The organism is Microbacterium sp. JZ101 (genome assembly GCF_053903175.1).
On sequence record NZ_CP096400.1, the window covers coordinates 2,721,175 to 2,734,606 of the forward strand.

Genomic DNA, 13,432 nt, shown 5'->3' on the forward strand with positions numbered 1-13,432 from the left:
GTGCCAGGATAGGCACATGACGGATGCGCCCCTGGTCGACCCCGGCTTCGACACCGAGGACGACGACTTCGACGAGATCGTGGAAGCCCCCGATGCGAGCCTCCCCGAGCATCGCTTCATGGACCGGGAGCTCAGCTGGCTCGCGTTCAACAACCGCGTGCTCGAGCTCGCGGAGGACCCGGCGCTTCCGCTCCTCGAGCGTGCGAACTTCCTCGCGATCTTCGCGAGCAACCTCGACGAGTTCTTCATGGTCCGCGTCGCGGGCCTCAAGCGGCGCATCGTGACGGGCCTGGCCGTCCCGACGAACGTCGGAACGGCGCCCGCGAAGGTGCTCTCCAACATCTCCGAGCTCGCGCACGAGCTGCAGGCGCGCCACGCGGCCGTCTGGAACGACGACCTCAAGCCCGCGCTCTCCGAGGCCGGGATCGACTTCGTCCGCTGGGACGAGCTCACCGACAGCGAGCGCGCCGACCTCTACGAGTACTTTCAGGCGCAGGTCTTCCCCGTGCTCATGCCGCTCGCGGTCGACCCGGCTCACCCGTTCCCGTACATCTCGGGCCTCTCGCTCAACCTCGCCATCCGCATCCGCAACGCGCGCACGGGGCGCGAGGAGTTCGCGCGCCTGAAGGTGCCGCAGATGCTCCCCCGCCTCGTGCAGGTTCCCGCGAAGGACGACGCGCCCGGCAGCATCCGCTACCTCGCGCTCGAGGACCTCATCGCCGAGAACCTCGCCGACCTCTTCCCCGGGATGGAGATCCTCGACCACCACGCGTTCCGCCTCACGCGCAACGAGGACGTGACGATCGAGGAGGACGAGTCGGAGAACCTCATCCAGGCGCTCGAAGCGGAGCTGCTGCGCCGCCGATTCGGCCCGCCCATCCGCCTCGAGATCACCGAGGACATGGACGACGTCACCCTCGACCTGCTCATCCGCGAGCTCGACATCTCTGAGCAGGAGGTCTATCGCCTCCCGTCTCCGCTCGACCTCCGGTCGCTCTTCAGCCTCGGGAAGATCGACCGGCCCGAGCTGAAGTTCAAGCCGCACCTGCCCGTGACGCCGCTCGCCTTCCAGCCCGCCGACGCGGACTCGAAGCACGCGCGCGCCGACATCTTCGGAACCATCCGCAAGGGCGACGTGCTCGTGCACCACCCGTACGAGTCCTTCGCGACGAGCGTGCAGGCGTTCCTCGAGCAGGCCGCGCGCGACCCGCACGTGCTCGCGATCAAGCAGACGCTCTATCGCACCTCGGGCGACAGCCCCATCGTGCAGGCGCTCATCGACGCGGCCGAGGCCGGCAAGCAGGTGCTCGCGCTCGTCGAGGTCAAGGCGCGCTTCGACGAGGCCAACAACATCGAGTGGGCGCGCAAGCTCGAGAAGGCCGGCGTGCATGTCGTCTACGGCCTCGTCGGGCTCAAGACCCACTGCAAGCTCGCCCTCGTCATCCGCGAGGAGAAGGGCCTGCTGCGCCACTACACGCACGTCGGCACGGGCAACTACAACCCCAAGACGAGCCGCATCTACGAGGACCTCGGCCTCTTCACGTGCGACCCCGATGTGGGGCGCGACGTCACCCGCCTGTTCAACGAGCTGAGCGGGTACGCGATCGAGAAGAAGTTCAAGCGCCTCCTCGTCGCGCCGCTCCATCTCCGCAAGGGCCTCCTGCGCCTCATCGAGCGCGAGCGCCGCAACGCGCTGGCCGGCAAGCCCGCGCACGTGCGCATCAAGGTCAACTCGATGGTCGACGAGCAGATCATCGACGCGCTCTACCGCGCGTCGCTCGCGGGCGTGCAGGTCGACGTCTGGGTCCGCGGCATCTGCAGCCTCCGCGTGGATCTGCCCGGCGTGAGCGACAACATCCGCGTCCGCAGCGTGCTCGGCCGCTACCTCGAGCACGCGCGCATCTTCGCGTTCGCGAACGACGGCGACCCCGAGGTCTACATCGGCAGCGCCGACATGATGCACCGCAACCTCGACCGCCGCGTCGAGGCGCTCGTCCGGGTCGCGAAGCCGCAGCACGTCAAGGAGCTGCAGGCGTTCTTCGACCTCGGGATGGATGACGCGAGCGCGACCTGGCACCTCGGCGCCGAGGGCGTGTGGACGCGCCACCACCTCGATGAGAACGGCAAGCCCCTCGCCGACGTGCAGGATAAGACCATGGCAGCGATCCAGCGACGACGGCGTCCGCGCGCGACTCGATGACGTCAGCGCATCGACCCGTGTACGCCGCGGGGTGCGTGGTGTGGCGCGAGCTCGACGGCGAGCTCCTCGTCCTGCTCGTGCACCGCGGCAAGTACCGCGACATCTCCCTCCCGAAGGGCAAGCTCGATCCGGGAGAGATGCTCGCGGAGACCGCCGTGCGCGAGATCCACGAGGAGACGGGCCTGCGGGTGTCGCTCGGCCCGTCGGTGGGCCAGTCGGTCTACATCCAGCCGTCCGGGCGCGAGAAGATCGTGCACTACTGGGCCGCCGAGGCGACGCAGGAGGCGATCCGCGCCAGCACGTTCGTGCCCAACAAGGAGATCGCCGGGCTCGAGTGGGTCACCGTCGGCGCGGCGCGCAAGCGCCTCAGCTACCCGGTCGACCAGGACATCCTCGATCGCTTCGAGCGGCTGCGCCGCGCCGCGAGCCTCCGCACGTTCCCGGTCGTCGTGCTGCGGCACGGGAAGGCCGTCGCGCGCGACGAATGGGGCGGCGAGGACGCCGCCCGTCCGCTGCAGACCCGCGGCAAGGAGCAGGCGAAGGCGATCGTCGGGGCGCTGCGCGCGTTCGGCGTCCGCAAGATCGTCTCGAGCGACGCCGAGCGGTGCGTGAAGACGGTGACGCCGCTGTCGAAGGCGATCGGCCGCCGGATCGTCGAGACACCGCTCATCAGCGAGGACGCATGGGATGCCGGCACGGCGGATGCCCGCGAGGTCGTCGGCCGTCGGGTGCGGTCGGGCAAGCCCGCCGTCATCTGCAGCCATCGGCCCGTGATCCCCGCGCTCATGCGGGAGCTGGCGCTCGCGACGGGGACCGTCCACGGGCCCCATCTCGAGAGCGCGGCGGGCCTCGACCCCGGCGCCTTCGCGGTCGTGCACCTCTCGGCGACGAACCCCGGAGCGGGCATCGTCGCGATCGAGACGCACGCTCCGGGGGTCTGACGGCGTCTAGAATCGTCCGGTGACTCAGAAAGCGCGCCTCTACTCGGGAATGCAGCCGTCGGCCGATTCGCTCCAGATCGGCAACTACATCGGGGCTCTCCTGCAGTGGCGCGACATGCAGGACACGTACGACGCGTTCTTCTCGGTCGTCGACCTGCACGCGCTCACCCAGCCGAACGATCCGGCCGAGCTGCGCGAGAAGACCCGCCGCACGGCCGCGCAGTACATCGCGGCCGGCATCGAGCCGTCGCGGTCGACGCTGTACGTGCAGTCGCACGTGCGCGCGCACGCCGAGCTCGCCTGGATCCTCTCCACGATCACCGGCTTCGGCGAGGCCGGCCGCATGACGCAGTTCAAGGACAAGTCGCAGCGCTACGGCGCCGACGCGACGAGCGTCGGCCTATTCACCTATCCCGTGCTCATGGCCGCCGACATCCTGCTCTACCAGACGCACGTCGTCCCGGTCGGCGACGACCAGAAGCAGCACGTCGAGCTCACGCGCGACCTCGCCGAGCGCTTCAACGCGCGCTACGGCGAGACGTTCCGCGTGCCGGAGCCGGTGATCCAGGCCGAGACGGCGCGCATCTACGACCTGCAGAACCCGTCGGCAAAGATGTCGAAGTCGGCGGAGTCGCACGCGGGCGTGCTGTGGCTGCTCGACGACGTCGACGTCACGGCGAAGAAGATCATGCGCGCCGTGACCGACAACGACGGCGTCGTCGCCTACGACCGCGAGGGCAAGCCGGGCGTCTCGAACCTCCTCACGATCTACGCGGCCCTCACCGGCCGTCAGATCCCCTCGATCGAGGACGAGTACGCCGGCCGCGGGTACGGCGACTTCAAGAAGGGCCTGCGCGACGTCGTCGTGGCCGAGTTCGAGCCGGTCCGCGCGCGGGCGCTCGAGCTGCTCGACGACCCCGCCGAGCTCGACCGCGTGCTCGCCGTCAACGCCGAGAAGGCCGCGGCCGTCGCCGACGAGACCCTGAGCACCGTGTACGACCGCGTCGGACTGCTGCGCCGTGCGTGACGCGCTGATGCTGCGGACCGCCCGCCTGACTCTCACGCCGCCGACCGAGGACGACGTCGAGGCCATCCACCTCGCCTGCCAGGACACCGAGGTGCAGCGGTGGACGAACGTGCCGTCCCCCTACACGCGGGAGGACGCCGAGCAGTTCGTCGCGCTCTGCGCCGAGCGGCGCAGCGCCGGCGAGGAGATCACCTGGGCGATCCACGACGCCGAGGGTCTCGTCGGGATGATCGGCCTGCACCGGATCGGGGACGGCTCGGCCGAGCTCGGCTACTGGATCTCCGCCGACGCGCGCGGGCGCGGCTACGGCGCCGAGGCCGGCTGCGCGGTCGTCGACTTCGCCCTCGGTCCCATGCGCCTCGAGCGGATCGAGTGGCACGCGGTCGCCGGGAACGAGCCGTCCGCCCGCCTCGCGCGCTCGCTCGGGTTCCGGTTCGAGGGCACGCGGCGCCGCGGCATCCGCGCCTCCGCCGAGCGCGAGGACGCGTGGATCGCGGGCCTCGTGGCGAGCGACGACCGCTCCCCCGTCGAATGGCCGGTGCTCGAGCCGAGGACCGCGTCGCTGTCGATCCGCCGGCGCCGTCGGCGGCCCATCCGGGTCTCCGGTCCGCGCACCGCGGCCTCGTCCGCTCTGCGCTGAGGACTGCCGGGACACAGCGCAGGAGCGCTCTCAGCCCGCGCCGGCGACGGCCGCGTGATCCCGCGTGCTGACGGCCTCTGCACGGACGGATCTCCTGCGTTCTGTCCCGGCGGTCGCTCAGCGGCGAGCGCGCAGGAGCCCGCGGACCGCGGCGACGAGCACGTGCCGCTCCTCGAACACCGTCATCGCCGTGCCCGGACGCACGCGTAGCCGCGCGCGGCGAGCGCGAGGTCGCGGCGCCGGTCCTCCAGCTGGGCCGCCCAGCTCTCGTGGAACGCCTTGCCGTCGCATTCGACGACGATCCATCCGTCGACGAGCAGGTCGACGCGGCCGACCCCGTTGATGCGCACCTGGAGGTCGATCGACCGGCCGAGCACGCGGAGCGCCAGGCGCGCGAGCGACTCGGCGCCGGATTCCGCCCGGCCGTCGATGAGCGGACGCAGCGCGGCGCAACGCGCAGGGAGGAGCGCGAACAGCGCGTCGATCTGGTCGGGGCGCACTACCCCGAGGTGGAGGGCACTGTCGATCGTGGCCACGGCGTCGCGCGGATGCTGGCAGCGCACGGCACGCGCGACAGAGGCGACGGGGTCGGCGAGGAGGTCGTGGTCGGGCGCCGGGTCGTCCCGCCAGTGCACGACGACGCCGTGCACTGCCGCGAGGCGCTGCTTGCGATCCTCGGGCGATGCGAGTCGGCCGCTGCGCGGATCCACCTGGATGTGCAGTCCTCCGCGCTCGCGCACGAAGACGCCCCGCTCCCGCATCGCCGAGACGCAGTCCAGTCGGCCTCCGACCCGCGCTGCCCGAAGGATGTCCTCCGACTCCCCGCGTTCGACGTACACGTCTCGCCGCACGCGCACGTACTCGCCCTCCGCGACCCTGCGCCGGATCGCCCGTCGGCTCATCCCCCGCGCGCGCAGCGCGGCGAAGGAGAACGACCTCGGCGACCTCCGCGCCTTCTTCCGCGCTTCGGCGGTGCTGCCTCCTGCCATGACGGCATCGTGCCCGTGGCGACAGCGGTGGGGAGACGCGAGAGTCGGACCTGTGGAGATCTTCACCCCGACACGCCGTCTGTGCACGACGCGTCGGCGAGGCGTGCGGGACACAACGCAGGAACTTCGCGCGCGCAGCCGCCGACGAGGCGCGGGTTCTCGGGGGCCGCTGCTTGCCGCCCCGCAGAAACTCCTGCGCTCTGTCCCGGGCGACGAGCGCGCCCGGGCGACGAGCGCGTCCGGGCGACGAGCGCGTCGGTGCGCCTACACGACGCGGTATTTGAAGCCGACGTGCGAGGCGACGAATCCGAGGCGCTCGTAGAAGCGGTGCGCCGCGACGCGCGCGGAGTCCGAGGTCAGCTGCACGAGTGCGCAGCCAAGCGCCGGCGCCGCGTCGTCGACAACCCACCGCATCATCGCCGAGCCGACGCCCGATGAGCGCAGGTCGGAGCGCACGCGAACGGCCTCGACGAGCAGCCGGGTCGCGCCGCGACGGGCCATTCCCGGGATGCGGGTGAGCTGGAGCGTCCCGATGAGCGCGCCATCGGCGGCCTCCGCGACGAGCAGCGCGTTCGCGGGGTCGGCCTGGATGGCCGCGAGCGCGGCGGCGTAGGCGGGGCGGTCCTCCTCGGCGGCGACATCGCCGCGCGCGGCGCTCACCTCGTCGTCCGCGAGCAGCGCCATGAGCGCGTCGAGATCCTCCTCGCGGGCCGCGCGCAGCGTCACCTCCCCCAGGCGGGACTCGAGGACGACGGGCAGCAGCGCGAGGTCGGCGATCACGGATCCAGTGTCGCATCGGCGTCGCCCTGTCCAGCCCGTGACGGATGTCCGTGCGCGGTGCGAGGATGGCGGCATGCCCGAGATGCCGGAGGTGGAGGGGCTCGTGCGCTATCTGCGCGAGCGCACGTCGGGGCGCGCTGTCGTCAAGGCCCAGGTGGCCGCGATCGCGGCGCTCAAGACGTACGATCCTCCGATCGACGCGATCGCCGGCGCCCGCGTGCGCGACGCGCAGCGCCACGGCAAGTTCGTCGACCTCGAGCTCGACGGCGGTCTCCACCTCATCTTCCACCTCGCGAAGGCCGGATGGCTGCGCTGGCACGAGACGCTGCCGGCGACCGTGATCAAGCCGGGCCGCTCGCCGATCGCCCTGCGGATCGGGTTCGACGACGGCTCGGGCTTCGACCTCACCGAGGCCGGCACGAAGAAGTCGCTCGCGGTGTACGTCGTTCGGGCCATCGGCGACGTGCCCGGCATCGCGCGCCTCGGCCCCGATCCGCTGGGCGACGGCTTCGACCGCGACGCTCTCGCCGGGCTGCTGCGCGGGCGCCGCACGCAGATCAAGGGGCTCCTGCGCGACCAGTCCGTGATCGCGGGCATCGGGAACGCCTACTCCGACGAGATCCTGCATGCCGCACGGATGTCGCCCTACGCGCTCGCGGCGAACCTCGACGACGCCGAGGTCGACCGCCTCTACGACGCGCTCCGCGCGACCCTCGCCGATGCCGTCGCGACGGCTTCGGGCAAGCCGCCGGCCGATCTCAAGGACGCGAAGCGGCGCGGGATGGCCGTGCACGCGCGATCGGGAGAGGCCTGCCCCGTCTGCGGAGACACCATCCGCAGCGTCTTCTTCGCCGACACCGACTTCCAGTACTGCCCGACGTGCCAGACGGGCGGCAAGGTCCTCGCCGACCGCCGGCTGTCGCGCCTGCTGAAATAGGGCGACGCATACGCCGCCGGGAATAACGGCGCACGGTCGCGGTTGATTATGCTGAGTGCACAGAACGTGCTCCGGGGTCGGTGAGAATCCGAACCGGCGGTGACAGTCCGCGAACCCCCGTCCTGATGGCGGGGGCCGATCCGGTGGGATTCCGGAACCGACGGTGATGCAGGCGCAGCCTGCGAGTCCGGATGAGAGGCAGCACGTGACGTCGCCCGTCGAGGGCGCCGTTCGCGAACCCCGGGGTGCCTGCAGGAGGTTCGAATGGCGTTCAGCGACGCGGAGCAGCGGGCGATGGCCCGCGCGCTCGAGCTCGCGCGCCGCGGGCCGCGCAGCCGGAACCCGCAGGTCGGCGCGGTCATCCTCTCCCCCGACGGCGATGTGATCGCCGAGGGCTGGCACCACGGGGCCGGGACCGCGCATGCCGAGGTCGACGCGCTCTCGCACCTCGCCCCGGGCGCGGCCCGCGGCGCGACGGCGGTCGTGACGCTCGAGCCGTGCAACCACACCGGCCGCACGGGCCCCTGCTCCGAGGCCCTCATCGCCGCAGGCGTCGCGCGCGTCGTGTACGCACTGGACGACCCGGGCGACGTCGAGAGCGGAGGCGGCGATCACCTCCGCGCTGCGGGCGTGAGCGTCGAGAGCGGCCTCATGGCGCCCGAGGCCCATGCGCTTCTCGACTCGTGGCTGACGGCGCGACGGCTCGGCCGCCCCCACGTCACGATCAAGTGGGCTCAGAGCCTCGACGGCCGCGCGGCCGCGGCCGACGGCACGAGCCAGTGGATCACGGGAGCCGAGGCGCGGGCGGATGTCCATGTCCGACGGGCGCAGGCCGACGCGATCGTCGTCGGGTCGGGCACCCTGCTTGCCGACGACCCCGCTCTCACGGCCCGCGACGGCGACGCCCTGCACCCCGCGCAGCCCGTCCCCGTCGTGATCGGCACCGCCGACATCCCCGACGGAGCGGCCATCCTCCGCCATCCGCACGAGGCGATCCACTACCGCACGCGCGACCTGCGCGCCGTTCTCGACGACCTCCACGAGCGCGGGCTCCACCGCGTGTTCGTCGAGGGCGGGCCGACGCTCGCGAGCGCGTTCCTCGCGGCGGGACTCGCCGACCGCGTCCTCGTCTATCTCGCGCCGACCCTCCTCGGCGGTCCGCGGCTCGCACTCGGCGAGATCGGCGTCCCCACCATCTCCCGGCAGCGGCGCCTCGCCGTCGAGCAGGTCGACCACCTCGGCTCCGACCTCCTCGTCGTGGCCCGCCCGGCCCCCGAAGCCCCCGAAGGAGGCAGCTGACATGTTCACCGGCATCATCGAGGAGATCGGCCGCATCACGGCGATCGAGCCCTCCGGCGACGGCGTGCGCCTCACGCTCCACGCCCCGCGCGTGATCGAGGACGTGCACCACGGCGACTCGATCGCGGTGAGCGGCGTGTGCCTCACGGTCGTGGACTGGACGGACGAGGGCTTCACGGCAGACGTCATGAAGCAGACGCTCGACATGTCGACGCTCGACGCTGCACGGACGGGCACCCCCGTCAACCTCGAGCGGGCGACGGCCTCGGGCGGCCGGCTCGGCGGCCACATCGTGCAGGGGCACATCGACGGCACGGGAACCGTCGTCGACGTCCGGCCCGGCGAGCAGTGGCGCGTCGTGCGCATCGCGCTCCCCGCCGAGCTCGCGCCCCTCGTCGTCGACAAGGGCTCGATCGCGGTCGACGGCGTCTCGCTCACCGTGAGCGCCGTCAGCCCCGCCCACGAGCCGACGCCGTGGTTCGAGGTGTCGCTCATCCCCGAGACGCTCGAGGCGACGACCCTCGGCGAGCGCCGCGTCGGCGACGCCGTCAACCTCGAGACCGACATCCTCGCGCGCCACGTGCAGCGGCTGCTGTCCTTCGGCGCGCAGCAGGCGACCCCCGCGCCCGTCCGCGCGGCCGTCGCGACCGCCCAGCGCGAGGCCGGGACAGGTCACGAGTCGTCGTTCGCGACGTACGACGTTCCGCCCGCCGACTTCGTCATCCTCCGCTCCACCCCCGAAGGAGGCTCGCGATGAGCCTTGCCAGCCAGCTGTCGACCATCCCCGAGGCGCTCGAGGCGCTCCGGGCGGGCCGCCCCGTCCTCGTGGCCGACGACGAGAACCGCGAGAACGAGGGCGACGTCATCCTCTCGGCGCAGCTCGCGACGCCCGAGTGGATCGCCTGGACCGTGCGGTACTCCTCGGGCTTCCTGTGCGCCCCCATGCCCCAGGACTGGGCCGACCGCCTCGACCTCGCGCCCATGGTGGCCGTGAACGAGGACGCGCGGTCGACGGCGTACACGGTGAGCGTCGACGCAGCCGAGGGCGTCACCACGGGCATCAGCGCGCACGATCGCGCCCGCACGGTCAACGTTCTCGCCGACCCCGAGTCGACGCCGACGAGCATCATCCGCCCCGGCCACATCCTGCCCCTGCGCGCCGTGCCCGGCGGCGTCCGCGAGCGCTCGGGCCACACCGAGGCCGCGGTCGACCTCATGCGCCTCGCGGGCCTCGCACCCGTCGGCGTGATCGGCGAGGTCGTGGCGGAGGACGGCGACATGATGCGCCTCCCCGGCCTCATCGAGCTCGGACAGCGCGAGGGGCTCCCTGTCGTCACGATCGAGCAGCTCATCGCCTACCTCGAGGAGAACGACCCGTCGGCGGAGCCCGTCACGCCGTTCCGCCGCCAGGTGAGCCTGCGCGCGGACTCCACCGTCCCGACCTCGCACGGCGTCTTCCGCTTCCTCGCGTACAAGGACCGGATCACCGGCACCGATCACCTCGCGGTCGTCAAGGGCGACCTCACCGACGACGCGCCGCTCGTGCGCGTGCACTCGGAGTGCCTCACGGGCGAGGCGTTCGGCTCGCTCAAGTGCGAGTGCGGCCCGCAGCTCGACGCCGCGCTCGACGCGATCGAGCAGGACGGCGGCGTGGTCATCTACATGCGCGGGCACGAGGGGCGCGGCATCGGCCTCATCAACAAGCTGCGCGCCTACGCGCTGCAGGAGCGCGGCCTCGACACCGTCGACGCCAACACGGCGCTCGGGCTCCCCGCCGACGCGCGCGACTACGCGGCGGCCGCGGGCATCCTCGCCGATCTCGGCGTCGAGCGCATCCGCCTCCTCACGAACAACACCGACAAGGTCAGCCAGCTGCGCGCCCTCGGGCTCGAGGTCGTCGAGCAGGTGCCGCTGATCGTCGGCGTCGGACCCAACAACCACCAGTACCTCGAGACGAAGCGCGACCGGATGGGTCACGTGATCGGCGAGGAGGCGCTCGCCGCGGCGGTCGCCCAGATGCACGAAGGAGCAGAGAAGTGAGCGGCAAGGGAGCACCCGAGAAGGGCGGCATCGCGGCGGAGGGCCTGCGCGTGACGATCGTCGCGGGGACGTGGCACGACGAGATCACCGACGGGCTCATCGCAGGGGCGCAGCGCACCCTCGACGCGGCGGGCGCCGAGTCGACGCTCGTGCGCGTGGCGGGCTCGTTCGAGCTCCCGGTCGTCGCGAAGGCGGCGCTCGAGGCGGGCGCGGACGCGGTCGTCGCGCTCGGCGTCATCATCCGCGGGGGAACGCCCCACTTCGACTTCGTCTCGAACGCCGCGACGGATGGCCTCGCGCGCGTCGCGCTCGACACCGGCAAGCCGGTCGGCTTCGGCGTGCTCACGCTGGACGATGAGCAGCAGGGACTCGATCGCGCGGGCCTGCCTGGCTCGAAGGAGGACAAGGGCGCGGAGGCGGCCGACGCGGCGCTGCGCACGGCGCTCACGCTGCGCGCGCTCCGCGGCTGAGGGCGACCTTCCTTCTACATATCGTAGAAAACCCGTAGGGTGTGCTCATGGAGATCCTGCGCAGCATCGTCATCGTCATCCACCTCGTCGGCTTCGCGACGCTCTTCGGCTCGTGGCTCGTCGAGGTCGCGAACCGGCGGACGCACGTCACGCGGCTCATGCACTGGGGGCTCGCGATCGCCGGTCTCGCGGGTCTCGCTCTGGCCGCGCCGTGGGGCGTGGACGGCGACCTGAACTACGCCAAGATCGGCGTCAAGCTCGTCGTGCTCCTCGTGATCGGCGCGCTCCTCGGCATCCTCTCCGCACGGCAGAAGCGCGGCGCGCAGACGCCGCCCGCGCTGTTCTGGCTGGTCGGCATCCTCACGCTCGCGAACGCGACGATCGCGGTCATCTGGTGACCGCATCCGAACCCTCGGGCGGCTGAGCATTCCGCCCACCGGCTCCGGCACGCACGACGGCCCCTCTGCGCACCTTTCGCGCGAGGGGCCGTCGCGGTGTCCGTATTGCTGAGGGCGCGTAGACTTGACGATCGCGTCCGCGCGTCGAGACGGCCATCCGGCTGGCGACGACGCCGACACCGTCTCCCCGGCGAGCGCCCTCCGCGCCGCCGTCTTCCCTCCGGACAGGCATCTCCATGACATCCACCGCAGCACAGAGCCCCGACGCCCCCGCCGCCGCCACGCCCGCGAACACGCGCGGCCGCGTTATCACCGCCAGCCTCGTCGGCACGACGATCGAGTTCTACGACTTCTACGCCTACGCGACGGCGGCCGTGCTCGTCTTCCCTGCTCTCTTCTTCCCGACGGGCAACGAGACCACGGCGCTGCTCGCGTCGTTCGCGACCTTCGGCGCCGCGATGCTCGCGCGCCCGGTCGGGGCGATCGTCTTCGGCCACTTCGGCGACCGGTTCGGGCGCAAGGCGACCCTCGTCGCATCGCTGCTCACGATGGGCATCGCGACCTTCCTCATCGGCCTGCTGCCGACGTACCAGCTCATCGGCGCGTGGGCAGCGCTCCTCCTGCTCATCCTGCGGCTCGCGCAGGGCTTCGCACTGGGCGGCGAGTGGTCGGGCGCCGCGCTCGTGGCGACCGAGAACGCGCCCGCCGGCAAGCGCGCCCTCTACGGGACGTTCCCCCAGCTCGGCGCGCCGATCGGCTTCATCATCGCGAACACCCTCTTCCTCGTGATCAACTTCGCCCTGCCCGGAGAGGGCGGCCTCGCATCGGAGGCGTTCCTCGCGTGGGGCTGGCGCATCCCGTTCCTCTTCTCCGCGGTCATGGTGATCATCGGCCTCTGGGTCCGCCTCAAGCTCGTCGAGTCGGACTCGTTCACGAAGGCGGAGAAGACCGGCGCGATCCAGAAGTTCCCGCTCGGCGCGACCGTCCGCACGCACTGGCGCCCGCTCATCCTGGGCACCTTCTACATGCTCGCGACGTACGTGCTCTTCTACCTCATGACGAGCTTCACGCTCGCGTACGGCACCCGCCCGGCGACCGCCCCCGAGGGCGTCGACCCCGCGACCTTCGTGCCCGGGCTTGGGTTCACGTACGTCGACTTCGTGCTCATGCAGATCATCGGCGTCGTGTTCTTCGGCCTGTGCACGCTGCTGTCGGGACCGCTCGCCGACTCGGTCGGACGCCGCCGCCTCCTCATCTGGGTCACGACCGCGATCATCGTGTTTGGCCTGCTCTTCGTCGTCTTCCTCCTGCCGCAGGGCCAGGAGAAGTTCACGGGTGCGCTCGTGCAGGCGTTCCTCATCTTCGGATTCCTCCTCATGGGCATGACGTTCGGGCCCATGGGCGCGCTGCTTCCCGAGCTGTTCCCGACCAACGTGCGGTACACCGGCTCGGCCGTGTCGTACAACGTCGCGTCGATCCTCGGCGCCGCCGTGGCGCCCTCGATCGCGCTGGGTCTGTGGGCCCTCGGCGGCGGCAACCCCTGGCTCGTCGGCGTGTACCTCGCCGCGGCCGGCGTGCTCACGCTCGTCGCGCTCCTCATCGGCAAGGAGACGAAGGACGTCGACCTCGACGACGACGCGGCGGTCGCAGCGGCCTCCCGACGCTGAGCCGATGCGCGGGGCGGTTGCCTAGGCTGGCTGAGGTGCGCTCG

At 71.7% G+C, this 13,432-nt stretch carries 13 protein-coding genes and 1 riboswitch; of the genes, 11 read left to right on the forward strand and 2 right to left on the reverse strand.

From position 1 onward, the window contains the following. Positions 1-16: 16 nt before the first annotated feature. From M1D56_RS12675 to M1D56_RS12690, 4 genes are read left to right on the forward strand one after another with little or no spacing between them, the layout of a single operon-like run. Complete coding sequence (locus M1D56_RS12675) at positions 17-2,200, forward strand: RNA degradosome polyphosphate kinase (RefSeq protein ID WP_456283745.1); 2,184 nt, start codon at positions 17-19, stop codon at positions 2,198-2,200. After that, the gene (locus M1D56_RS12680) at positions 2,197-3,141 is read left to right on the forward strand and encodes an NUDIX hydrolase (RefSeq protein WP_324014120.1); all 945 of its coding nucleotides are present in this window, start codon (positions 2,197-2,199) and stop codon (positions 3,139-3,141) included. Before M1D56_RS12675 ends, M1D56_RS12680 begins: the two co-directional genes overlap by 4 nt. A 49-nt stretch (positions 3,142-3,190) precedes the next feature. Further along, positions 3,191-4,168 carry a tryptophan--tRNA ligase gene (gene trpS, locus M1D56_RS12685; protein ID WP_456285243.1) on the forward strand — a complete coding sequence of 326 codons (978 nt, stop codon included), beginning with the start codon at positions 3,191-3,193 and terminating at the stop codon, positions 4,166-4,168. Between the two features lie 7 nt (positions 4,169-4,175). Next, complete coding sequence (locus M1D56_RS12690) at positions 4,176-4,808, forward strand: GNAT family N-acetyltransferase (RefSeq protein ID WP_421075441.1); 633 nt, start codon at positions 4,176-4,178, stop codon at positions 4,806-4,808. 182 nt (positions 4,809-4,990) lie between these two features. Here the strand turns inward: M1D56_RS12690 and M1D56_RS12695 are convergent, their stop codons facing one another. Together M1D56_RS12695 and M1D56_RS12700 are read right to left on the reverse strand one after the other, a co-directional pair. Then, a complete protein-coding gene (locus M1D56_RS12695; RefSeq protein ID WP_456283746.1) occupies positions 4,991-5,797 on the reverse strand; it encodes a type IV toxin-antitoxin system AbiEi family antitoxin domain-containing protein in 807 nt (268 codons plus the stop codon). A 264-nt stretch (positions 5,798-6,061) separates the two neighbouring features. Then, positions 6,062-6,577: an N-acetyltransferase family protein gene (locus M1D56_RS12700; RefSeq protein ID WP_456283747.1), complete on the reverse strand. Its 516-nt coding sequence runs from the start codon at positions 6,575-6,577 to the stop codon at positions 6,062-6,064. Between the two features lie 73 nt (positions 6,578-6,650). Here M1D56_RS12700 and M1D56_RS12705 point away from each other — a divergent pair, with 73 nt between their 5' ends. From M1D56_RS12705 to M1D56_RS12735, 7 genes are all read left to right on the forward strand, one after another. Then, positions 6,651-7,514: an Fpg/Nei family DNA glycosylase gene (locus M1D56_RS12705; protein ID WP_456283748.1), complete on the forward strand. Its 864-nt coding sequence runs from the start codon at positions 6,651-6,653 to the stop codon at positions 7,512-7,514. A gap of 62 nt (positions 7,515-7,576) precedes the next feature. After that, positions 7,577-7,723, forward strand: a riboswitch (FMN riboswitch). A gap of 55 nt (positions 7,724-7,778) precedes the next feature. Beyond that, entirely contained in the window at positions 7,779-8,813 is a 1,035-nt protein-coding gene (ribD, locus tag M1D56_RS12710) for a bifunctional diaminohydroxyphosphoribosylaminopyrimidine deaminase/5-amino-6-(5-phosphoribosylamino)uracil reductase RibD (RefSeq protein ID WP_456283749.1), read from the forward strand. Between the two features lies 1 nt (position 8,814). Continuing rightward, positions 8,815-9,570, forward strand: a complete 756-nt coding sequence (locus M1D56_RS12715) for a riboflavin synthase (protein WP_271173604.1) — start codon at positions 8,815-8,817, stop codon at positions 9,568-9,570. Beyond that, positions 9,567-10,853, forward strand: coding sequence for a GTP cyclohydrolase II (gene ribA, locus M1D56_RS12720; protein ID WP_271173605.1), 1,287 nt, complete (start codon positions 9,567-9,569; stop codon positions 10,851-10,853). Before M1D56_RS12715 ends, ribA begins: the two co-directional genes overlap by 4 nt. After that, entirely contained in the window at positions 10,850-11,323 is a 474-nt protein-coding gene (ribH, locus tag M1D56_RS12725) for a 6,7-dimethyl-8-ribityllumazine synthase (RefSeq protein WP_456283750.1), read from the forward strand. Before ribA ends, ribH begins: the two co-directional genes overlap by 4 nt. 47 nt (positions 11,324-11,370) lie before the next feature. Next, the gene (locus tag M1D56_RS12730) at positions 11,371-11,721 is read left to right on the forward strand and encodes a Fe-S protein (protein ID WP_271173607.1); all 351 of its coding nucleotides are present in this window, start codon (positions 11,371-11,373) and stop codon (positions 11,719-11,721) included. Positions 11,722-11,957: 236 nt separating this feature from the next. After that, positions 11,958-13,388 carry an MFS transporter gene (locus tag M1D56_RS12735; protein ID WP_421075437.1) on the forward strand — a complete coding sequence of 477 codons (1,431 nt, stop codon included), beginning with the start codon at positions 11,958-11,960 and terminating at the stop codon, positions 13,386-13,388. Positions 13,389-13,432 lie beyond the last annotated feature (44 nt).

Bases quoted from the DNA above. Each gene is read 5' to 3' on its own strand.
- M1D56_RS12675 (WP_456283745.1), top strand. From the start codon at position 17: ATGACGGATGCGCCCCTGGTCGACCCCGGCTTCGACACCGAGGACGAC.
- M1D56_RS12680 (WP_324014120.1), top strand. From the start codon at position 2,197: ATGACGTCAGCGCATCGACCCGTGTACGCCGCGGGGTGCGTGGTGTGG.
- trpS (WP_456285243.1), top strand. From the start codon at position 3,191: ATGCAGCCGTCGGCCGATTCGCTCCAGATCGGCAACTACATCGGGGCT.
- M1D56_RS12690 (WP_421075441.1), top strand. From the start codon at position 4,176: ATGCTGCGGACCGCCCGCCTGACTCTCACGCCGCCGACCGAGGACGAC.
- M1D56_RS12695 (WP_456283746.1), bottom strand. From the start codon at position 5,797: ATGGCAGGAGGCAGCACCGCCGAAGCGCGGAAGAAGGCGCGGAGGTCG.
- M1D56_RS12705 (WP_456283748.1), top strand. From the start codon at position 6,651: ATGCCCGAGATGCCGGAGGTGGAGGGGCTCGTGCGCTATCTGCGCGAG.
- ribD (WP_456283749.1), top strand. From the start codon at position 7,779: ATGGCGTTCAGCGACGCGGAGCAGCGGGCGATGGCCCGCGCGCTCGAG.
- M1D56_RS12715 (WP_271173604.1), top strand. From the start codon at position 8,815: ATGTTCACCGGCATCATCGAGGAGATCGGCCGCATCACGGCGATCGAG.
- ribA (WP_271173605.1), top strand. From the start codon at position 9,567: ATGAGCCTTGCCAGCCAGCTGTCGACCATCCCCGAGGCGCTCGAGGCG.
- M1D56_RS12730 (WP_271173607.1), top strand. From the start codon at position 11,371: ATGGAGATCCTGCGCAGCATCGTCATCGTCATCCACCTCGTCGGCTTC.
- M1D56_RS12735 (WP_421075437.1), top strand. From the start codon at position 11,958: ATGACATCCACCGCAGCACAGAGCCCCGACGCCCCCGCCGCCGCCACG.